This window comes from Kitasatospora sp. NPDC114501, from assembly GCF_055633695.1.
In genome coordinates, this window is record NZ_JBVKDS010000012.1 from 160,157 (window position 1) to 180,709 (window position 20,553).

Sequence of the window (20,553 nt, forward strand, 5' to 3'; positions counted from 1 at the left end):
CCCTGCCATGGCGAAAGCGACCCCGACCTTCCGCTACACCGAGCGCGACCTCACCCGCTTCCGCGAGACCCAGCAGCTCGCCTACCACTGCGCCGAACAGGTCGCGGCCTGGATCGAACCCGGGGTCACCGAGCGGCAGGCCACCGCCGAGCTGCGCCGCCGCCTGGTCGCCGCCGGGGTGCAGGACTTCTTCCACGTCCCCTTCGCCTGGTTCGGCGACCGGACGGCGTTCCGGCACTTCCACACCCCGCTCCAGTTCTTCGCCGGCAACCGCCGCCTGGAGGAGGGCATGCCGTACGTGCTGGACTGCGCGCCCGTGGTGGACGGCTACACCGCCGACATCGGCTACGGCGGCAAGGTCGGCGAGAACCGGGTGTGGGACCGCCTGGCCGCCGACCTGAAGGTCTACCGCGAGCTGATCCTCGAGGAGGTGCGGGCCCGCAGGCCGCTCGCCGAGGTGTACGCCGCGGTGGACGCCCAGATCGCCGCGCACGGCTACGACAACCGCCACCAGGTCTACCCGGGCCGGGTGATCGGCCACCAGGTCACCCGCAACACCGCGCGCGGTCCGGCCGGGGTGAACGTCTTCGGCTTCGGCGTGCGCACCCTCCAGACGCTCGGCCGCGAGCTCGTCTCCGAGCGGCTGCACGGCCGTTCGCCGCTCTGGGCGGACGGCCGCGCGTCCCGGCACGCGCCCACCCCGGGCCTGTGGGCGGTCGAGCCGCACATCGGCTTCCGGGGCGTGGGCATCAAGTTCGAGGAGCTGCTGGTGGTCACCGAGGACGACGCCTACTGGCTCGACGACGACCTGCCGCACGTCCGCCGCTGGACCGCCGGCACCGAGCAGACCGTCATCGACCCGACGGCCACCGCCCCGACGGCCACCGCGGCCGCCGCCGAGCCGGCCGCCGCCGAGCCGACCACCGGCGCGCACACCACCGCCGAGCCGACCACCCTGGAGGCCACCCGATGACACGCCCGATGACGAGCCGGCCCGAGCCCCCGGCGGTGCCCCCGGTCCGCCGCCGGACCGTCCACTCCGGTGGCCTGCCGCTCGCCGTCTTCGAGCAGGGCGACCCGGACGCCCCCACCGTCCTCCTCGTGCACGGCTACCCCGACTCCCACGTCGTCTGGGACGACATCGCCGCCGACCTCGCCCGCGACCACCACGTGGTCCGCTACGACGTGCGCGGCGCCGGCGAGTCCGCCGCCCCCGCCGACCGGTCCGGCTACCGCCTGGAGCACCTCGCCGAGGACCTGTTCGCCGTCGCCGACGCGGTCAGCCCGGACCGCCCGGTGCACCTGCTCGCCCATGACTGGGGCTCGATCCAGTCCTGGGAGGCCGTCACCGCCCCCGGTGCCGAACGCCGGATCGCCTCGTACACCACCCTGTCCGGCCCCAGCCTGGACCACATGGGGTACTGGCTGCGCCACCGGCTGCGCCGCCCCACCCCGCGCCACCTCGGGCAACTGCTGCACCAGGGCCTGCACTCCTGGTACATCACCGCCTTCCACCTGCCCTACCTCGCCCCCGGCATCTGGCGCCTCGGCCTCGCCCGGGCCTGGCCGCGGGTGCTGCGCGACCTGGAGCACGTCAGCCCGCGCGCCGGCCACCCGCAGCCCACGCTGCGCCGCGACGCGGTCCGCGGCATCGAGCTGTACCGGGCCAACTTCCGCCCCACCCTGGGAAGTCCGCGCGAGCGGCCGACCGAGGTGCCGGTCCAGCTGATCACCCTCACCCGGGACCGGTACGTCGGCACCTACCTCTCCGAGGGGCTGGAGCGCTGGGTGCCCGACCTGACCCGCAGGACGCTGCACGCCGGCCACTGGTCGGCGCTGCTGGAGAAGGGAGCCACCGTGGCCGCACTGGTCCGCGAGTTCACCGCCCGCGTCGAAGCGGGACAGGCCCGACCGGCGGAGGGCGACGGCCGGCTGGTCGTGGTCACCGGCGGCGGCAGCGGCATCGGCCGGGCCACCGCGCTGGCCTTCGCCGAGGACGGCGCCCGGGTGGTGGTCTGCGACCTCGACCTCGCGGCCGCCGAGCGCACCGCCGAACTGGCCTCGCTGATCGGCCCGAAGGCGCACGCCTACCGGGTGGACGTCTCGGACGGCGCCGCGATGGACGACTTCGCGCGGACCGTCGCCGCCGAGCACGGGGTGCCCGACGTGATGGTCAACAACGCGGGCATCGGCCACTCCGGGACGTTCCTGCAGACCACCGAGAAGGAGTGGCAGCGGGTCCTGGACGTCAACCTGTGGGGTGTGATCCACGGCTGCCGCGCCTTCGGCGCCCTGATGGCCGACCGCGGCCAGGGCGGCCACATCGTCAACGTCTCCTCCGCCGCCGCGTACCTGCCCTCCAAGGCGCTCACCGCCTACGCCACCAGCAAGGCCGCGGTGTTCATGCTCTCCGACTGCCTGCGCGCCGAGTTCGTCGGCCACGGCATCGGCGTCTCCACCATCTGCCCCGGCATCGTCAACACCAACATCACCCGCACCTCCACCTTCTCCGCCACCACCTCCACCGAGCAGGCCGCCAAGCAGGCCCGCGCCGCGAAGCTCTACGCCCGCCGCGGCTTCCCGCCGGAGAAGGTCGCGAGCGCCATCCTCACCGCCGTCCGCACCGGCAGGCCCGTCGTCCCCGTCACCCCCGAGGCCAAGGCCGCCCGCTTCCTCTCCCGCCTCAGCCCCGGCCTCCTCCGCCTCGCCGCCCGCCTCAACGTCACCTGACCGGGTGGACATCGACTGATCGGGCCATAGGGGCCTGCGATATCGGACAGGCTCGGCATTGATATCGCAGGCCCTACTCCGCCTCGGGCGGCCGACCGTGGCCCGTACGGTGATAGACGTCGACGACGCCTGCTGGCCGGGGCTGCCGAGATCCTCGGTACGACGACCAAGGCCGCCGCTGTCAACGCCGCCCTTGAGGACCTCGTCATCGCCGCCACCGCCGAACGCCATGGCGCCACGGTCCTGCACTACGACGGCGACCACGACATGATCGCCGCCGTCACCGGCCAGCCGAGCCCGTGGGTCGTCCCGTCCGATACCGCGGACCGACCTCGCCCGAGCCGGCGCCGCCCGGGGCTGTGAGAGCATCCGGCCCATGGAGATGACAACCGCCCTGTGGTCCTTCGCCCTCGTCGTGGGGCTGCTCACGCTCACGCCCGGGCTCGACACCGCGCTGGTCCTGCGGACGTCCGCGCTGGGGCGCCGCCGGCAGGCGTGGGGGGTCGTGCTGGGGATCCAGACCGGGACGCTGGTCTGGGGGACGCTGACCTCGGCCGGGGTGACGGCGCTGCTGACCGCCTCGCAGGTGGCGTACGAGGTCCTGCGCTGGGCGGGCGCGGCCTATCTGGTGTGGCTGGGCGTCGGGATGCTGCGCAACCGGGGCGGCGAGGTGGCGGTGGAGGAGGAGCCGCAGGACGGCGGGTTCGCGCACGGCTGGCGGCGGGGCACGCTGACCAACCTGCTGAACCCCAAGGTCGGGGTCTTCTACGTGGCCGTGCTGCCGCAGTTCATACCGGCCGGGGCCCCGCACTTCGCCGCCGGCGTGGCGCTGACCTGCGTGCACGTCGTGGAGGGCCTGCTCTGGTCGACCGTCCTGGTGGGCTTCGCCCAGGTGCTGCGCGGATGGCTGCGCCGCCCGGCCGCCCGGCGGCTGATGGACCGGGTGACCGGCGCGGTCGTGGTGGGTTTCGGCGTGAAGCTGGCGCTGGGCGACTGACCGGGGGGCTCAGGAGCTCAACCGCCCCAGGCCTTCCAGCAGTTCGTCGGCGTTCATGCAGATGTGCAGGTCGACCTTGGCGTTCGCCTGCAACCAGAACGGCTCGACGATGGACGGCAGCGAGGCCTCGTCCTGGACGTCGATGACGACGATCATGGTGCGATGCCCGTTGCGTGCCAGGAAGTAGGCGGCCTCCGGTTTGAGTTGGGCCAGCGACTGCTTGACGCCTTCGGCCATCGATCCGTCGTTGATGGCCTGGTTACCCGTCGGGGTGTCGAGTTCGATTTCCAGCAGGGCACGCATGATCCCTGCTCCTTCCCCGGGCTCGGGGCGAGTCCGCAACTCCAGCCTCCCGCCGCGCCGGTGGCCACGCAACGTGAGCGGGACCGGAGTCGTTTCCGGCTCAGGCCGCGTGGGTGCTGGGTCTTGGCCCTCCGGCCGTGTCACCCTCCGTGTCGGTTCGCGACAGGTCGTGGTGGATCGGCCCGTCCGAGGCGCTCAGCGGCAGGCAGCTGCCGCCGCGCCGGTGGGCGACGATCTCGGCGGCGACCGAGACCGCCGTCTCCTCCGGGGTACGGGAGCCGAGGTCCAGGCCGATCGGGGAGCGCAGCCGGGCCAGTTCGGCCTCGGTGAGCCCCGCCTCGCGCAGCCGGGCCGCGCGCTCCCGGTGGGTGCGGCGCGAGCCCATCGCGCCGACGTAGCCGACCGGCAGCCGCAGGGCGCGCTCCAGCAGCGGGATGTCGAACTTGGCGTCGTGGGTGAGCACGCACAGCACGGTGCGTCCGTCGATCCGGCCGAGCTGGGAGTCCAGGTAGCGGTGCGGCCAGTCGACCACCACCTCGTCGGCCTCGGGGAAGCGACGGGCGGTGGCGAAGACCGGCCGGGCGTCGCAGACGGTCACGTGGTAGCCGAGGAACCTGCCGATCCGCACCACCGCGGCCGCGAAGTCGATCGCCCCGAACACCAGCATCCGCGGCGCCGGCACGTAGGACTCGACGAAGCAGGTGACGGCGCCCTGCCCGTGCTCGTCGCAGGGGCGTCCGTCCAGGCCGAGCACGACCTGGCCGGTGCGTCCGGCCTCCAGCATCGCCCGGGCCTGCGCGACGACCGCCCGTTCCAGCCCGCCGACCGTGGAGGGGGTCGGGGAGAGCGCGCCGTCGGCGCCGTCGGCGGTGACCGCCAGCGCGGCCCCGAGCAGCGCGCCCGGCCCGGCGATCACCCGCACCAGCGCCACCGGCGTGCCGGCCGCGATGCGGGCGATCCCGGCGTCCAGCCCGGCGTCGGCCCCCGGCACCACCGGCTGGACGAACACGTCCAGGACTCCGCCGCAGGTCAGGCCCACCGCGAAGGCGTCCTCGTCGCTGTACCCGAAGCGCTCCAGCACCGGCCGGCCGTCGGCGATCGCGGCCTGGCACAGCTCGTACACCGCGCCCTCGACGCACCCGCCGGAGACGCTGCCGACCGCCTCGCCGTCCGCGTCCACGGCCAGCGCCGCCCCGGGCTCGCGCGGAGCGCTGCCGCAGACGCCGACCACGGTGGCCACGGCGAAGGAGCGCCCGGACGCGTGCCAGGCCCGCAGCTGCTCGGCGATGTCCTGCATGGGGGAGGCTCCTTACACGGTTTCGACAGTAGCGGGAGACGCCGCCGTACGGGAAACGATCCCGTACGGCGGCGGTGGCGCCCGAGGGCGGTCGGGTACGGGAGCGGCTAGTGCACGCCCAGCCAGGACTTGACCGGGGTGATCGCGAAGTACACCAGGAACACCGCGGTGAGGATCCACATCAGCGGCCCGGGCTCGCGCCAGCGCCCCAGTCCGGCCCTGATCACCGTGTACGAGACGACGCCGGCCGCCACCCCCGCGGTGATGCTGTACGTGAACGGCATCAGCACGCAGGTGAGGAAGGCCGGGACGGCCACCTCGCGGTCGGACCAGTCGACGTGCCGGGCCTGGCTCATCATCATCGAGCCGATCACGACCAGGGCGGCCGAGGCCACCTCGACCGGGACGATCCCGGCGATCGGCGAGAAGAACAGCATCAGCGCGAACAGGGCGCCGGTCACGGTGGAGGCGAGTCCGGTGCGGGCGCCGTCGCCGACGCCGGTGGCGGACTCCACGAAGACGGTCTGCCCGGAGGCGCCCGCCAGGCCGCCGACCGCGCCGCCCGCGCCGTCGACGAACAGCGCCCTGGACAGCCCGGGCATCCGGCCCCGGCGGTCGGCCAGTCCGGCCTCGGTGCCGACGCCGATGATGGTGGCCATCGCGTCGAAGAACCCGGCCAGCACCAGGGTGAACACCGCGACCGAGGCGCTGATCGCGCCCATGCCGTGGCCGCCGAAGGCGCCGAACAGGTCGACGTGGCCGAACAGGCTGAAGTCCGGTGCGGAGACCGGGCTGCCGGGCCAGACCGGCACCGAGTTCCGCCAGGCCCCGGCCGGCACGTGCGCGGCCCGGTTGACGACCATCGCGAGCACGGTGCCACCGGCGACGCCGATCAGGATGGCGCCGCGGACGCCGCGCGCCATCAGCACGAAGACCGCCAGCAGGGTGACGCAGAAGACCAGCACCGGCCAGCCGGTCAGCTCCCCGGCCGGGCCGAGCGAGAGCGGGGTGGGGCCGCCGGTGTGCAGGAAGCCGGCCTTCTGGAGGCCGATCACCGTGACGAACAGGCCGATGCCGATGGTGATCGCGTGCTTGAGCGGCAGCGGGATGCCGTTCATGATCCGCTCGCGCAGCCCGGAGACCACCAGCAGGACGATCAGCAGGCCGTAGATCACGCACAGGCCCATGGCCTGCGCCCAGGTGGTGTGCGGGACGACCAGCGCGGAGACCGCGCCGGAGACGGAGAGCCCGGCGGCGAGGGCGAGCGGCACGTTGCCGACCAGGCCCATCAGGACGGTGGTGACGGCGGCGGCGAGCGCGGTGGCGGTGGTCAGCGCGGCGTGGTCCAGCGTGGCGCCGGTGGCGTCCGCTCCGCTCAGGATGAGCGGGTTGAGCAGGATGATGTACGCCATCGCCATGAAGGTGGTGAGCCCGCCGCGCAGTTCGTCGGCGACGGTCGATCCCCGGGCCGAGATCCTGAAGTAGGCGTCCAGGACGCCGGCGGGCCTGTCCCCGACCGGTCGGTCGGCGGCGGGGCCGTCCTCGGCGGGGCTGTCGTCGGTGGGTCGGTCGTCGGCGGGTCGGTCGTCGGCGGGTCTGTCGTCGGTGGGGCCGGGCTCCGTGGGGATCCTGGGCATGTCCACTCCCAAGTGTCAGAGGGGGTTGGGGTGGGCGAGCCGACCTGACCGCCGGTCGACGGAGCGGCGCAGGGGACGTATCGACTCACTGGGCGGGGCACTCGCGTGACGGGGCGAGCGGAGTGCCCGGCGGGCGTGCGAGGCGGTGCGCACCGCTGCGGGCCCCGGCGTGGGCAGGGCAGTGGGTGGGTGGGGTGCCCCGGGGCGGTGGGACGGCGGAAGTCGGTCAGCGCCCCGGGGCGAGCCGAACTCCGGCCGTCAGCCGGGCCGTTCGGTGGTCAGGTGCTCCGGCCGGACCGGGATCCGGTTGAGCGCCAGCCCGGTGGCGTCGCGGATGGCGGCCACGATGGACGGCGTCGCCGAGACGGTCGGCGCCTCGCCGACCCCGCGCAGCCCGTACGGCGCGTTGGGGTCGGGCAGTTCGAGCAGCTCGACCGGGATCGGCGGGGTGTCCAGGATGGTGGGGATCAGGTAGTCGGTGAAGGAGGCGTTGCGCACCTTGCCGTCCCGCACGATGATCTCCTCCATCACCGCGAGACCCAGCGCCTGGGTGCAGGCGCCCTGGATCTGGCCGACCACGGAGAGCGGGTTGAGCGCCTTGCCGACGTCCTGGACGGCGGTGAGTTCGACCACCTTGACCAGGCCCAGCTCCACGTCCACGTCCACCACCGCGCGGTTGGCGCAGAAGGTGTACTGGACGTGGCCGAAGCCCTGGCCGGTCTCCTTGTCGAAGGGCTGGGTGGGCCGGTGGCGGTGCTCCCGGGTCTGCTCGATCGCCTCGTCGCCGAGCAGGTCGACGATGGGGACCAGCACGCCGGCCGCGGCCGAGACCACCTTGCCGCCGGCCAGCGCCAGGTCGTCGTGGGTCCAGCCGTAGCGCCGCCGGCCCCGGTCGAGCAGCTCGCGGCGCACCGCCTCGGCGGCCAGCTTCACCGCGCCGCCGGTCATGTACGTCTGGCGCGAGGCGGAGGTCGAACCGGCCGACCCCACCTCGGTGTTGGCCGGGTGGATGGTGACCTGCTCGACGCCCAGCTCGGTGCGGGCGATCTGGGCGTGCACGGTGACGCCGCCCTGGCCGACCTCGGCCGCCGCGGTGTGCACCATGGCGACCGGCTCGCCGCCGATCGCCTCCAGCCGCACCCGGGCGGTGGAGTAGTCGTCGAAGCCCTCGGAGAAGCCGACGTTCTTGATGCCGACCGAGTAGCCGACGCCGCGCACGATCCCCTCGCCGTGCGAGGTGTTGGACAGCGCGCCGGGCAGCCGGCGCACGTCCGGGTGCCCGGTGTCCAGCGGCGGCGGCAGCGGCATCCCCTTGGCCCGCCGGAGCAGTTCGGCCACCGGCGCGGGTGCGTCGATCTCCTGCCCGGTGGGCATCCGGTCGCCCTGCGAGACGGCGTTGAGCTGCCGCAACTCGACCGGGTCCATGCCGAGTTCGGCGGCCAGCTTGTCCATCTGGGACTCGTAGCCGAACGCCGCCTGCACCGCGCCGAAGCCGCGCATCGCCCCGCAGGACGGGTTGTTGCTGTACAGCGCGAGGGCGTGCATCCGGACGTTCGGGATCACGTACGGGCCGTGCCCGAGCGAGGCCGCGTTGCCGACCACGGCGGGGGAGGAGGAGGCGTACGCGCCGCCGTCCAGCACGATCCGGGCGTCGGCGTAGACCAGCTTTCCGTCCCGGGTGGCGCCGTGCTCGTAGTGCATCCGCGCCGGGTGGCGGTGCACATGGCCGAAGAAGGACTCGTCCCGGGAGTAGACGATCTTGACCGGCCTGCCGGTGCGCAGGGCCAGCAGACTGGCGTGGATCTGCATCGAGAGGTCCTCGCGGCCGCCGAACGCGCCGCCGACGCCGGCCAGGGTGAGCCGGACCTTCTCCTCCGGCAGGTCGAGCACCGGCGCCATCTGCTGCCGGTCGACGTGCAGCCACTGGGTGGCGATGTAGAGGTCGATGCCGCCGTCCTCGGCGGGCACCGCGAGGCCGGACTCCGGGCCGAGGAAGGCCTGGTCCTGCATGCCGACCTCGTAGTCGCCGCTGACGACCACGTCCGCCAGCGCCCGCACCTCGTCGGTGACGCCGCGTCCTGAGACCAGCCGCTGCTCGTGGCAGATGTTGCCGTGCGCGTGGGACCGGTACTCGTGCGGCTCGTGCACGTACCCGTACGTCTCCGGGTCGAGGCACTGCTCCTCGGTGACGATCGGGGTGAGCACCTCGTACTCCACCGCGATCCTCCCCGCCGCCCGGCGGGCCGTCTCCGGGTGGTCGGCGGCGACCAGTGCGATCGCCTCGCCCTGGTGCCGGACCCGGTCGATGGCCAGGACCGGCTGGTCCTGGATCTCCAGGCCGTAGTACTTGGAGCCGGGGATGTCCTCGTGCGTCAGCACCGCGTACACCCCGGGCACCCTGAGCGCCTCGGAGACGTCGACCGAGAGGATGTTCGCCCGGGCGTGCGGCGAGCGCAGAGCCGTGCCCCAGAGCATGTCCTCGTGCCACAGGTCGGAGGAGTAGGCGAACTCGCCCCGGACCTTCAGGTTGCCGTCCGGGCGCAGCGGAGATCCGCCGACGCCGTCCTTGGACGCCTGGTGGATCTTCTGGAGGTTCTTCTGCCCCTGGATCGTCCGAGCACCCTGGACCGTCCGCTCGCTCATTCCGCAGCCCCCGTCCCCGCGCACTTGCGGGCCGAGGCCAGCCGCACCGCGTCCATGATCTTCTCGTAGCCGGTGCAGCGGCACAGGTTGCCGGACAGCGCCTCGCGGATGTCGTCGTCGCTCGGCTGCGGGTCGTCGGCGAGCAGCGCGTCGGTCTGCATCAGCAGGCCGGGGGTGCAGAAGCCGCACTGGACGGCGCCCGCGTCGACGAACGCCCGCTGGACCAGGCCTAGTTCGCCGTCCTGCCCGCTCAGGCCCTCGACCGTGCGCACCTCCCGGTCCTGCACCTGGCCGGCCGCGACCAGGCAGGAGCAGACCGGGACGCCGTCCAGGTAGACCGTGCAGGAGCCGCACTCGCCCTGCTCGCAGGCGTTCTTCGAGCCCGGCAGGCCGACCCGCTCGCGCAGCACGTACAGCAGGCTCTCGCCCTCCCACACGTCGTCGGCCTCGACCGGCTTGCCGTTGGCGGTGAAAGTGACCCTCATGCCGCGCTCCTGATCTGCTTGCCGTAGTCGTTCCAGGTCCAGGTCAGGGTGCGGCGCGCCATCACGGCGAGCGCGTGCCGGCGGTAGTCGGCGGTGCCCCGGACGTCGTCGATCGGCGAGGCCGCGGCCTTCACCAGCTCGCCGAAGCGCTGGACCACCTCGCTGCCCAGCGGTTCCCCGGACTCCCACAGGCCGCGTTCGGCGAGCACGCCCTGGAGGTACTCCTCGGCCTCGACGGCGCGGCGCGGGGTGGGGGCGGCCGAACCGATGCCGGTGCCGACGGTCCCGTTCCGCGGGTGCAGCGCGAAGCCGAACGCGCAGACCGCGATCACCATGGCGTTGCGGGTGCCGATCTTCGAGAACTGCTGCGGCCCGTCCGCCACCGGGACGCGCACGGCCCGGATCAGCTCGTCGGCCGCCAGGCAGTTGCGCTTCACCCCGGTGTAGAAGTCGTCGATCGGGATGAGCCGGGTGCCGCGCACCGACGCCGCCTCGACGAACACGTCCCGCCCGGCCGCCAGCAGCGCCGGGTGCGAGTCGCCGGCCGGGGAGGCCGCGCCGAGGTTGCCGCCGACGCTGCCGCGGTTGCGGATCTGCGGCGATCCGACGGTACGGGCCGCCAGCGCCAGCCCGGGCAGCGGGCCGGACAGCTCCGCGATGATCCGGGCGTACGGGACCGCGGCGCCGAGCCGCACCACGCCGCCGTCGTCGGACCACGCGGTGAGCTCGGTGACGCGGTTCAGGTCGAGGATCGCGGATGGCCGGTGCACGTCGAAGTTCAGCTCGACCATGACGTCCGTGCCGCCCGAAAGGGGCAGCGCGGTCGGGTACTCGGCCTTCGCCGCGAGCGCCTCGTCCCAGGTGGCGGGCCGAAGGAACTCCATGCGGGTGTCTCCTCAAGTCGTCGCCCGCCGGGTGTCCGGCGGCGTGTCGCCCAGTGAACCGCTGTGACGCGGCCCACTGGCAGTCACCGATGGCATGAAGCCCCGGCTGTGAGCCCGCCCGGCATCCTGTACGTTCCTCTAAGAAGGAGAATCCCGCAGCCCAGGTGTTCGCCGGGGTGCCACCTACGACCGTAGTCCGGCCCGGATGCGCGGGCTACGGACCCGGGCGCCCGCTCGGCCAGGCCCTATCGTTTACCCCTTCATCCCTCCCCCCAAGCCCCGTTAAGGAGTCCGCGGATGCGCGTCCGTGACCTGCTCGCCCCCGGCGCCCCGCGACTGCGCCTGCTCGCGGCCGAGGAAGAGCTGGACCGGCAGGTCAGCGGCGTGATGACGACGGACCTCCAGGACCCGGGCCGCTACCTGCACGGCGGCGAACTGGTGCTCACCGGCATGCTCTGGCGCACCGTCCCGGCCGACTCCGAGCGCTTCGTCCGCACCCTCGCGGCCGGCGGCGCGGTGGCCCTGGCGGCCGGCGAGGCCGAGGTCGGCCCGGTGCCCGAGGACCTGGTCGAGGCCTGCCGCCGGCACCGGATGCCGCTGCTCGCCGTCCCCGACGACATCGCCTTCGGGACCGTCACCGAGTTCATCGGCCGCCAGGTCTCCGCCGACCGGGCGGCCGACCTCGCCGCCCTGGTCGACCGGCACCGCCTGCTGGTCTCGGCGGCCGGCGGCGGCGGACTGGACGCGGTCCTGGACCTGCTCGGTGGCGACCTCGACCTGGACTGCTGGGTGCTCGCCCCGACCGGCGCGGTGATCGCCGGCCCCGCGGACCGGCTCTCCGCCCAGGACCGCGACCAGCTGGTCCGCGCCCACCTCGCCGCCCAGCGCCAGCGCCGCCGCCCCCCGCACCGGGCCCGGCTGGCGGCCGGCACCTACTCGCTGCTGCCCGCCCCCGCCCCCGCCTCCGCCTCCGCCGAGCCCGACGCCCCGCAGTCCGACACCCCGCGGTCCGACTGCCCGCTGGCCGACTGGGTGCTCGCGGTGGCCGGCGACGTCACCGAGTGGACCACCAAGCGCCAGCAGCTCGCCGAGAACCTGGCCCGGCTGGTCGCCGCCGAGCGCCACCGCCGCGACGAGGGCCGCCGGCTGCGCCGCCGGCTCGCCGACGAGGTGCTCGCCCTGCTGCGCCACGACGCCGACCCGGCCGAGATCGGCCGCACCCTGTACGCCTCCTCGGCGATGGCCGCCCGCTACCCGGGCGCCGAGCCCGGGTCCCGGGCGGAGGAGGGCTCCTGGCTGCTGCTCAGCGCCGAGGGCACCGGCCTGCCGGAGGGCACCGTACGGGCGGTGCTGGAGGAGGCGCTCGACGGCACCTCCGACCGCGCCCTGGTCGCCGGGACGGGCACCGGCGCCGTGGTGGTGCTGCCCGCCCCGGAGGTCCCGGTGCCCGCCGACACGCTGCGCGAACTGCTCGCCCCGCTGGAGGCCGGACTCGGCCCGGAGGGCCGGATCACCCTCGGCGTCTCCGCCCCCGCGTCCGGGGCCGGCGGCCTGCGCGGGGCCCTGGAGGAGGCCCGGCACGCCCGCCGGATCGCCGCCTCGCGGGTCGGCCGGGTCTGCGTCGCGGGCCCCGAGGAGCTCGCCTCGCACGTGCTGCTGCTGGCCGCCGTCCCGGACGAGGTGCGCCGCGCCTTCCGCGGCCGGCTGCTGGACAAGGTGATCGCGTACGACCTGGAGCACCAGGCGGACCTGGTCCGCACCCTGGAGGCCTTCCTGCGCTCGGACGGCTCCTGGACCCGCTGCGCCGGGCAGCTGCACGTCCACGTGAACACCCTGCGGTACCGGATCGGCCGGATCGAGGAGCTGACCGGGCGCGACCTCTCCCGGCTGGAGGACCGGGTGGACTTCTACCTGGCGCTGGAGCTGGCCTGACGCCGCGCCGGACGGACGGAGGGCCCGCCGCGACCACGGTCGCGGCGGGCCCTCGTCGTACTACCGCGGCCGTTACTGCACCGGGATGACCGAGGTCAGCCACTCGAAGGCGGTCGGGACCATCTTCTTCCACTGCTCGGTGGTGTGCGGGCCGGAGCCCTCCTCGACCTGGACGGTGGTCGGGGCCTTGGCCGCGGCGCGGATCGCCGCGCCGTCCTCGTAGCCGTCCCCCTTGGAACCGCTGACCAGCAGGGCGACCTTCGGCGGCTGCGCGGCGGTCTTCAGGATGTTGACCGGGTTGTTGGCCTCGCGCAGCTTGGCGTCCTTGCCGACCAGGGAGTCCGGCTCCTGCGCCGGGTCGTTGTAGCCGGACATCGCGATGGCGGCCCGGTACCTGTTGGGGTGGGCCAGCGACAGCTTGGCCGCGCAGTGCGCGCCGGCCGAGTAGCCGGCGATCGCCCAGCGGTCCGCGGACGGGTCGGCGCGGAAGTTGTCCAGCACCATCTGCGGGACGTCGCGGGTGACCCAGGCGTCGGCGTTGATCTTGCCGGGGATGTCGGTGCAGCCCGCGTCCTGGTTGTTCAGCAGCTTGGTGCGGGGCGAGACCAGGATGAACGGGGCGACCTTCCCCTGCTGCATCAGCGGCTTGAGCTGCTCGGAGACCTTGAGGGTGCCGTACCAGGTGGAGGAGGAGCCGGGGTAGCCCGGGATCAGCTCGACCACGGGGAACTTCTTGTCCTTGAACGCCGGGTCGTTGTACTGCGGCGGCAGCCAGACCAGCACCTCGCCGTCGACGCCGGACACCTGGCCCTTGAGCTCGGTCCGCTGCACGTCGTTCGGGACCAGCGGGTCGTTCACGCCGCCGAAGCTCTGCTTGATCTTCGGCGGCTCCTTGGCGGCGTCGGCGCTCTGGCCCCCCGGGGTGGCGGCCGGGTCCACCGGCGGCACCACGGGCACCGCGCGGACGTGGTTGCCGGTGCCGAGCAGGTCGTCCCAGTTGCCGTAGATCAGGTTGGCGTTGTTGACCATGACGAAGACCATCAGGACGGCCGTGACCTGGCAGAACATGATCATGACGATCCGGGTGAGGTAGCGTACCGGCTGCGGACCGCCGACCTTGCCCCAGAACAGCAACGCCACTGTGATGGACACCGGCACCAGGATGACGGTGAGGAGGAAGAATGGCGTACCTGTCAGTTCCATCGAGTTCTCGTATCCGGGTCGCACGCCGCCCGGGCCCCACTCGCCCGGACGCACGTCAATGGCATCAGACGGTGATGGACCGGTGATCGGTTGCCGTCCGAATCTGTGCGGAACCTGAGAGGAACATCACTTTCCCGTGATGAGCCCCATTCGGATCGGCGCCTAGTCTGCCACCCGGACGGATGCCGTCCGGACCAGATGTTCAGCGAACTACCAGGAAAGGTCCCCCGGGGCACCTTACCTCCCAGGTCGTCCGGGCTGCCGGGCGAGGCGGTGCGATCCCGCGCGACCCGGGCAGGGAGACTATGGGGATGAGCATCACCCGCTTTCGCCCGTCCCACCGCTTCTGGCCGGTGTGCGCCGTCCTGGCACTCGCCGTCACCGCGGCTGGTTGCAGCAGTACCGGAGGCAGACGCGCCGAGGAGGCCCGCGCCAAGGCCGCGGCCACCGGCGGCAGTGCCGTCACCACCCCGCGCTGGAAGGTCGCCATGGTGACCCACGCCGGAGCCGGCGACGCCTTCTGGGACACTGTGCGCAAGGGCGCCGAGCAGGCCGCCGCCAAGGACAACATCACGTTCCTGTACTCCAACGACGCGCAGACCCAGAACCAGGTCCAGCTCGTCCAGGCCGCCATCGACCAGAAGGTCGACGGCCTGCTGGTCACCCTCGCCAAGGGCGAGGCCATGGCCGACGTCCTCGGCAAGGCCAGGGCCGCCGGCATCCCCGTGATCACCATCAACTCCGGCCAGGAGTACTCGCAGAAGTTCGGCGCGCTCACCCACATCGGCCAGGACGAGGCCACCGCCGGCCGGGCGGCCGGTGCCGAGCTGGCCTCGCGCGGCCGCAAGAGCGTGCTCTGCGTGATCCACGAGCAGGGCAACGTCGGCCAGGAGCAGCGCTGCTCCGGCGCCCAGTCCAAGGCCGGGGGCGCCTTCCAGGTGCTCTACGTCAACGGCGTCGACATGCCCGACGCCCGCGCCGCGATCTCCGCCAAGCTCCAGGCCGACCCGGCCATCGACACCGTGCTGACGCTCTCCGGTCCGATGGCCGCCACCGGCCTCCAGGCCGTCCAGGACGCCCACCGCGGCATCGAGCTGGACACCTTCGACCTGGGCACGCAGGTGGTGTCCGGGCTCAAGTCCGGCAGCGTCGGCTTCGCCGTCGACCAGCAGCCCTACCTCCAGGGCTACACGGGCGTCGACCTGGTCTGGCTGTACAAGTACAACCTGAACATGCTCGGTGGCGGCAAGCCCGTCGAGACCGGTCCGCAGATCCTGACCAAGGACAACGCCGACGCGCTCGCCGAGTACGTCGCGAGGGGGACCAGGTGAGCACCCCCGACCTCCTCGCCCAGGACGGCCTGGTCGACGGCCGTCCGGCGGCCCTGCGGCGGTTCCTCGCCCGCCCCGAGCTGGGCTCGCTGATCGCCGCCGTCGCGGTCTTCCTGGTCTTCGCCGCCGCCGCCGAGCCCTTCCTGCGGGTCTCCTCGCTGGGCACCGTGCTGTACGCGGCCTCCACCATCGGGATCATGGCGGTGCCGGTCTCGCTGCTGATGATCGGCGGCGAGTTCGACCTCTCGGCCGGCGTGCTGGTCACCACCGCCGCGCTGACCTCCTCGATGGTCTCGTACCAGTTCACCGCGGTGACCTGGGTCGGCGTGCTGGTCTCGCTGGCGACCACGCTGGCCGTCGGCTGGTTCAACGGGTGGATGCTCGGCCGCACCAGGCTGCCCAGCTTCATCGTCACGCTCGGCACCTTCCTGATGCTGACCGGTGCCAACCTGGGCGTCACCAAGGCGGTCTCCGGCACCGTCTCCACCAAGTCGATCGCCGACATGGAGGGCTTCGCCGCCTGCCGCTGGCTGTTCGCCTCCGAGGTGACCGTCGGCGGGCTGACGATCAAGGCCACCGTCTGGTGGTGGCTCGGCCTGCTCGTCGTCGGCAGCTGGGTGCTGCTGCGCACCCGCTTCGGCAACTGGATCTTCGCGGTCGGCGGCGACGCGGACGCGGCCCGCGCGGTCGGCGTGCCGGTCGCCCGGACGAAGACCGTGCTCTACCTGGGCGTCGGCTTCGGCGCCTGGGTGCTCGGCCAGCACCTGCTGTTCTCCTTCGACACCGTGCAGTCCGGCGAGGGCGTCGGCAACGAGCTGATCTACATCGTCGCGGCCGTCATCGGCGGCTGCCTGATCACCGGCGGGTACGGCTCGGTGGTCGGCTCCGCGCTCGGCGCGCTGATCTTCGGCATGGCCAGCAAGGGGATCATCTACGCCCAGTGGAACCCGGACTGGTTCAAGTTCTTCCTCGGCGCGATGCTGCTGCTGGCCGCGCTGCTGAACGCCTACGTCAAGCGTCGGGCCGAACGGGGGCCGCGATGAGCACGGAGATTCCCATCGGCGCCGAACTGCTGTCACTCGAAGGCGTCGGCAAGAGCTACGGCACCGTCCGGGCGCTCCAGGACGTCTCGCTGACCCTGCGGGCCGGCGAGATCAGCTGCGTGCTCGGCGACAACGGGGCCGGCAAGTCCACCCTGATCAAGATCATCTCGGGGCTGCACCGGCACGACGAGGGCCGCTACACCGTGGACGGCGAGGAGGTCCGCCTCGACTCCCCGCGCCAGGCCCTGGACCGCGGCATCGCCACCGTCTACCAGGACCTCGCGGTCGTCCCCCTGATGCCGGTCTGGCGCAACTTCTTCCTCGGCTCCGAGCAGGGCATGCGCCGCTGGGGCGGCCTGCGGCTGGACGCCGACGGGATGCGCGCCACCACCCGCGAGGCGCTCGCGCGGATGGGCATCGACCTGCAGGACGTCGACCGGCCGATCGGCACCCTCTCCGGCGGCCAGCGCCAGTGCGTGGCGATCGCCCGCGCGGTGCACTTCGGCGCCAAGGTGCTGATCCTGGACGAGCCCACCGCCGCGCTCGGCGTCAAGCAGTCCGGAGTCGTGCTCAAGTACGTCACCGCCGCCCGCGACGCCGGGCTCGGGGTCGTGCTGATCACCCACAACCCGCACCACGCCTACCTGGTCGGCGACCACTTCACGCTGCTCAAGCGGGGCCGGATGGCGGGCAGCCATCCGCGCGCCGAGATCAGCCTCGAACGGCTCACCACCGAGATGGCCGGCGGCTCCGACCTCGCCGAGCTCTCGCACGAGCTGGCCCGGCCCTCCGTCACCGGCCCCGAATCCCGCCCCGGCGAGTTCGGGCCCGGTGCCGACTTCCGCGATTCCGACGCCCGTGATTCCGACGCCCGTGATTCCGATCCCCGTGAGGAGCGTCCGCAGCCGTGACCAGCTCCCAAGGCAGCACCCGGCCCCCCGTCCTGCCCACCCTGCTCGGCCTCGGCCCGCGCGCCGAGCGCCGCCGCCGCGCCCTGCCCGCCGGGATACTGCGGCTGCCCACCATCGGCGTCGACATCGGCGGCACCAAGGTGGTCGCCGGGGTGGTGGACGGCGAGGGCAAGGTGCTGGAGAAGCTGCGCACGGACACGCCGCACAAGAGCAAGAGCGCCAAGGTGGTCGAGGACGTCATCGTGGACCTGGTGCTCCAGCTCGCCGACCGGCACGACGTCCACGCCGTCGGCATCGGCGCGGCCGGCTGGGTCGACGCCGACCGCTCCAAGGTGCTGTTCGCCCCGCACCTCAACTGGCGCAACGAGCCGCTCCAGGAGGCGCTCAGCGAGCGGCTGCGGTTCCCGGTGATCGTCGAGAACGACGCCAACGCGGCCGCCTGGGCCGAGTGGCGCTTCGGCGCCGGGCGCGGCGAGGACCACATGGTGATGCTCACCCTGGGCACCGGCATCGGCGGCGCGGTGGTCCGGGACGGCTACGTGGACCGCGGCAAGTACGGTCTGGCGGGCGAGTTCGGGCACATGCAGGTGCTGCCCGGCGGCCACCGCTGCCCGTGCGGCAACCGGGGCTGCTGGGAGCAGTACTCCTCCGGCAACGCGCTGGTGCGCGACGCGCGCGAGCTGGTCGCCGAGGAGTCGCCGGTGGTGCAGCCGCTGCTGGCCCGGGCGGGCGGCACGGTCGAGGGCATCACCGGGCCGCTGGTCACCGAGGCCGCCCAGGACGGCGACCCGACCGCGACCGAGCTGCTGTACGAGGTCGGCACCTGGCTCGGCGTCGGCATCGCCAACCTGGCCGCCGCGCTGGACCCGGGCCGCTTCGTGATCGGCGGCGGGGTCTCCGAGGCCGGCGACCTGCTGCTCGGCCCGGCCCGGGACACCTTCCGCCGCACCCTCACCGGACGCGGCTTCCGCCCGGAGGCCGCCATCGTGCACGCCGCCCTCGGCAACGAGGCCGGCCTGGTCGGCGCGGCCGACCTGGCCCGCCAGGTGGCGCGCCGCTTCCGGACGATCAAGCGGCGGCGGGTGGAGCGCAGCGCGCTGTAGCGGGACGGCGGGGGCAGGGGAGGGAGCAGGGGGGAACAGCTGACAGGTTTCAGCGAACAGAAGACGTTATCTGTTCGCTGAAACCTGTCAGCTGTCCGCCCTCAGCTGTCCGCCCTCCGCCCGCGTGCCTGTCCGCCCCGTGTCGCCCCGTCAACTACCCGCTGGTAGCGGCGCGGTGTGGTTGTCGGATCATCCCTCCTGTGGAACAACTGAGTTGACGCCGACTCAGGAGGATTCCGGATGAGGGCTCTGACCCGTCTCGCACCACCACTTCTGCTCGCCACCGCGCTGGTCTGGTCCGGTGCCGGAGCGGCCGGCGCCGTGGCGCCGCCCTCGAAGGTGCCGGAGGCGGTGGGCTGGGGCGGGGCGGTGGCCACCGTCGACGCCGACGCCACCGCCGCCGGGATCGAGGTGCTGCGCAAGGGCGGCAACGCGGTGGACGCGGCCGTCGCCGCCGCCGCGGCCCTCGGGGTCACCGAGCCGTACTCCTCCGGCATCGGCGGCGGTGGGTACTTCGTCTACTACGACCACGCCACCGGCCGGGTGCACACCGTCGACGGCCGGGAGACCGCCGGCCGCACCGCCGACCCTGGCCTGTTCCTGGAGGACGGCAAGCCGCTGGCCTTCGCCGATGCCGTCACCAGCGGCCTGGCCGTCGGGGTCCCGGGTACCCCGGCCACCTGGGACGCCGCGCTGCGCCACTGGGGCAGCCGCTCGCTCGCCCAGAACCTGGAACCGGCCGAGCGGCTCGCCGACGACGGCTTCGTCGTGGACGGCACCTTCCGCACCCAGACCTCGGACAACTACCCCCGGTTCAAGGACTTCCCGGCCACCGCCGCGCTCTACCTGCCGAACGGCAAGCCCCCCGAGGTCGGCAGCGTGCTGCGCAACCCCGACCTCGCCGCCACCTACCGGCTGCTCGGCAAGGACGGCGTCAAGGCCTTCTACCAGGGCGAGTTGGCCGGTGACATCGTCAACACCGTGCAGCACCCGCCGGTCGACCCGGCCTCCGGCCGCAACGCCCGCCCCGGCAAGGTCGACACCACCGACCTCGCCGACTACCGGGTCCGCGACCAGGCGCCCACCCACGTCTCCCACGGCGCCTACGACGTCTACGGGATGGCCCCCTCCAGCTCCGGCGGCACCACCGTCGGCGAGGCGCTCAACATCCTGGAGGACGGCGGCGACGTCTCGACGTACAGCGGCACCCAGTACTACCACCACTTCCTGGAGGCCTCCAGGATCTCCTTCGCCGACCGCAACCGCTGGGTCGGCGACCCGGCCTTCACCGACGTCCCCACCAGGCAGCTGCTCTCCGAGCGCTACGCGGCCTCCCGGGCCTGCCTGATCAGCCCGGACCGCGCGCTCACCAGCCCGCTCGCCCCCGGCGACCCGCGCCACCCGGTCCCCTGCGCCGACACCGGCCAGACCGTCGCCGAGCCGTACGAGGGCCCCAACACCACCCACCTGACGGTCGCCGACCGCTGGGGCAACATCGTCTCGTACACGCTCACCATCGAGCAGACCGGCGGCAGCGGCATCACCGTCCCCGGCCGGGGCTTCCTGCTCAACAACGAGCTGACCGACTTCGACTTCGCCCCGCTCGCCCCCGGCGTCCCCGACCCCAACCTGCCGGGCCCGGGCAAGCGGCCGCGCTCCTCGATGTCCCCGACGATCGTGCTGCGCGACGGCGAGCCGCTGCTCGCCACCGGCAGTCCCGGCGGCGCGACCATCATCACCACCACCCTCCAGGTGCTGCTCGGCCGGCTCGACCGGGGCCTGAGCCTGGAGCAGGCCATCGCCGCGCCGCGCGCCAGCCAGCGCAACAGCGCCGCGACCCAGGCCGAGTCGGCCTTCCTGGCGCTGCCCGAGCGGACCGCGCTGGAGGGCCTCGGACACAGCTTCGTCAACGGCGGCGAGATCGGCGCCGCCACCGGCGTGGAACGGCTGCCGGACGGCCGCTGGGTGGCCGCCGCCGAACCGGTGCGGCGCGGCGGCGGCTCGGCCGCGGTGGTCCGGCCCGCGCGCTGATCGGGTCGGCCTGTCGGTGCCGG

At 73.3% G+C, this 20,553-nt stretch carries 16 protein-coding genes; 9 read left to right on the forward strand and 7 right to left on the reverse strand.

Annotated features, from left to right (window positions below; all coding sequences use genetic code 11):
* Positions 1 to 7: 7 nt before the first annotated feature.
* The 3 genes from ACZ7RU_RS23185 (at position 8) to ACZ7RU_RS23195 (ending at position 3,727) form a co-directional block, all read left to right on the forward strand.
* A complete protein-coding gene (locus ACZ7RU_RS23185; protein WP_470342839.1) occupies positions 8 to 973 on the forward strand; it encodes a M24 family metallopeptidase in 966 nt (321 codons plus the stop codon).
* An 8-nt stretch (positions 974 to 981) separates the two neighbouring features.
* Positions 982 to 2,730, forward strand: a complete 1,749-nt coding sequence (locus tag ACZ7RU_RS23190; protein ID WP_470342840.1) for an SDR family oxidoreductase — start codon at positions 982 to 984, stop codon at positions 2,728 to 2,730.
* Positions 2,731 to 3,106: 376 nt separating this feature from the next.
* Positions 3,107 to 3,727, forward strand: coding sequence for a LysE family translocator (locus ACZ7RU_RS23195; protein WP_470342841.1), 621 nt, complete (start codon positions 3,107 to 3,109; stop codon positions 3,725 to 3,727).
* Positions 3,728 to 3,736: 9 nt separating this feature from the next.
* Here the strand turns inward: ACZ7RU_RS23195 and ACZ7RU_RS23200 are convergent, their stop codons facing one another.
* The 6 genes from ACZ7RU_RS23200 to ACZ7RU_RS23225 form a co-directional block, all read right to left on the reverse strand.
* Complete coding sequence (locus ACZ7RU_RS23200) at positions 3,737 to 4,030, reverse strand: hypothetical protein (protein ID WP_470342842.1); 294 nt, start codon at positions 4,028 to 4,030, stop codon at positions 3,737 to 3,739.
* Positions 4,031 to 4,130: 100 nt separating this feature from the next.
* On the reverse strand, positions 4,131 to 5,327 hold the full coding sequence (locus ACZ7RU_RS23205) for an XdhC family protein (protein WP_470342843.1): 1,197 nt from the start codon (positions 5,325 to 5,327) through the stop codon (positions 4,131 to 4,133).
* Positions 5,328 to 5,434: 107 nt separating this feature from the next.
* On the reverse strand, positions 5,435 to 6,964 hold the full coding sequence (locus ACZ7RU_RS23210) for an NCS2 family permease (protein WP_470342844.1): 1,530 nt from the start codon (positions 6,962 to 6,964) through the stop codon (positions 5,435 to 5,437).
* 258 nt (positions 6,965 to 7,222) lie between these two features.
* Positions 7,223 to 9,607, reverse strand: coding sequence for a xanthine dehydrogenase subunit D (gene pucD / locus ACZ7RU_RS23215; protein ID WP_470342845.1), 2,385 nt, complete (start codon positions 9,605 to 9,607; stop codon positions 7,223 to 7,225).
* Entirely contained in the window at positions 9,604 to 10,092 is a 489-nt protein-coding gene (locus ACZ7RU_RS23220) for a (2Fe-2S)-binding protein (protein WP_470342846.1), read from the reverse strand. The genes pucD and ACZ7RU_RS23220 overlap by 4 nt, the downstream gene beginning before the upstream one ends.
* On the reverse strand, positions 10,089 to 10,976 hold the full coding sequence (locus ACZ7RU_RS23225) for an FAD binding domain-containing protein (protein ID WP_470342847.1): 888 nt from the start codon (positions 10,974 to 10,976) through the stop codon (positions 10,089 to 10,091). The genes ACZ7RU_RS23220 and ACZ7RU_RS23225 overlap by 4 nt, the downstream gene beginning before the upstream one ends.
* A 297-nt stretch (positions 10,977 to 11,273) precedes the next feature.
* Here ACZ7RU_RS23225 and ACZ7RU_RS23230 point away from each other — a divergent pair, with 297 nt between their 5' ends.
* Positions 11,274 to 12,908: a PucR family transcriptional regulator gene (locus tag ACZ7RU_RS23230; RefSeq protein ID WP_470342848.1), complete on the forward strand. Its 1,635-nt coding sequence runs from the start codon at positions 11,274 to 11,276 to the stop codon at positions 12,906 to 12,908.
* Between the two features lie 72 nt (positions 12,909 to 12,980).
* Here ACZ7RU_RS23230 and ACZ7RU_RS23235 read toward each other — a convergent pair whose 3' ends face one another.
* On the reverse strand, positions 12,981 to 14,111 hold the full coding sequence (locus tag ACZ7RU_RS23235) for an alpha/beta hydrolase (protein ID WP_470342849.1): 1,131 nt from the start codon (positions 14,109 to 14,111) through the stop codon (positions 12,981 to 12,983).
* Positions 14,112 to 14,422: 311 nt separating this feature from the next.
* Here ACZ7RU_RS23235 and ACZ7RU_RS23240 point away from each other — a divergent pair, with 311 nt between their 5' ends.
* The 5 genes from ACZ7RU_RS23240 to ggt all read left to right on the forward strand — a co-directional run bounded on the left by ACZ7RU_RS23240 (position 14,423) and on the right by ggt (position 20,530).
* Positions 14,423 to 15,442: a substrate-binding domain-containing protein gene (locus ACZ7RU_RS23240; RefSeq protein WP_470342850.1), complete on the forward strand. Its 1,020-nt coding sequence runs from the start codon at positions 14,423 to 14,425 to the stop codon at positions 15,440 to 15,442.
* On the forward strand, positions 15,439 to 16,485 hold the full coding sequence (locus tag ACZ7RU_RS23245; RefSeq protein ID WP_470342851.1) for an ABC transporter permease: 1,047 nt from the start codon (positions 15,439 to 15,441) through the stop codon (positions 16,483 to 16,485). Before ACZ7RU_RS23240 ends, ACZ7RU_RS23245 begins: the two co-directional genes overlap by 4 nt.
* A complete protein-coding gene (locus ACZ7RU_RS23250; RefSeq protein WP_470342852.1) occupies positions 16,482 to 17,396 on the forward strand; it encodes an ATP-binding cassette domain-containing protein in 915 nt (304 codons plus the stop codon). The genes ACZ7RU_RS23245 and ACZ7RU_RS23250 overlap by 4 nt, the downstream gene beginning before the upstream one ends.
* Entirely contained in the window at positions 17,393 to 18,499 is a 1,107-nt protein-coding gene (locus ACZ7RU_RS23255) for an ROK family glucokinase (protein WP_470342853.1), read from the forward strand. The genes ACZ7RU_RS23250 and ACZ7RU_RS23255 overlap by 4 nt, the downstream gene beginning before the upstream one ends.
* A gap of 240 nt (positions 18,500 to 18,739) precedes the next feature.
* The gene (gene ggt, locus ACZ7RU_RS23260; protein WP_470342854.1) at positions 18,740 to 20,530 is read left to right on the forward strand and encodes a gamma-glutamyltransferase; all 1,791 of its coding nucleotides are present in this window, start codon (positions 18,740 to 18,742) and stop codon (positions 20,528 to 20,530) included.
* The last annotated feature ends 23 nt before the right edge of the window (positions 20,531 to 20,553 follow it).

Coding starts and splice junctions, on each gene's coding strand:
- ACZ7RU_RS23185 (WP_470342839.1), top strand. CDS start 8: ATGGCGAAAGCGACCCCGACCTTCCGCTACACCGAGCGCGACCTCACC.
- ACZ7RU_RS23190 (WP_470342840.1), top strand. CDS start 982: ATGACGAGCCGGCCCGAGCCCCCGGCGGTGCCCCCGGTCCGCCGCCGG.
- ACZ7RU_RS23195 (WP_470342841.1), top strand. CDS start 3,107: ATGGAGATGACAACCGCCCTGTGGTCCTTCGCCCTCGTCGTGGGGCTG.
- ACZ7RU_RS23200 (WP_470342842.1), bottom strand. CDS start 4,030: ATGCGTGCCCTGCTGGAAATCGAACTCGACACCCCGACGGGTAACCAG.
- ACZ7RU_RS23205 (WP_470342843.1), bottom strand. CDS start 5,327: ATGCAGGACATCGCCGAGCAGCTGCGGGCCTGGCACGCGTCCGGGCGC.
- ACZ7RU_RS23210 (WP_470342844.1), bottom strand. CDS start 6,964: ATGCCCAGGATCCCCACGGAGCCCGGCCCCACCGACGACAGACCCGCC.
- pucD (WP_470342845.1), bottom strand. CDS start 9,607: ATGAGCGAGCGGACGGTCCAGGGTGCTCGGACGATCCAGGGGCAGAAG.
- ACZ7RU_RS23220 (WP_470342846.1), bottom strand. CDS start 10,092: ATGAGGGTCACTTTCACCGCCAACGGCAAGCCGGTCGAGGCCGACGAC.
- ACZ7RU_RS23225 (WP_470342847.1), bottom strand. CDS start 10,976: ATGGAGTTCCTTCGGCCCGCCACCTGGGACGAGGCGCTCGCGGCGAAG.
- ACZ7RU_RS23230 (WP_470342848.1), top strand. CDS start 11,274: ATGCGCGTCCGTGACCTGCTCGCCCCCGGCGCCCCGCGACTGCGCCTG.
- ACZ7RU_RS23235 (WP_470342849.1), bottom strand. CDS start 14,111: ATGGAACTGACAGGTACGCCATTCTTCCTCCTCACCGTCATCCTGGTG.
- ACZ7RU_RS23240 (WP_470342850.1), top strand. CDS start 14,423: ATGAGCATCACCCGCTTTCGCCCGTCCCACCGCTTCTGGCCGGTGTGC.
- ACZ7RU_RS23250 (WP_470342852.1), top strand. CDS start 16,482: ATGAGCACGGAGATTCCCATCGGCGCCGAACTGCTGTCACTCGAAGGC.
- ggt (WP_470342854.1), top strand. CDS start 18,740: ATGAGGGCTCTGACCCGTCTCGCACCACCACTTCTGCTCGCCACCGCG.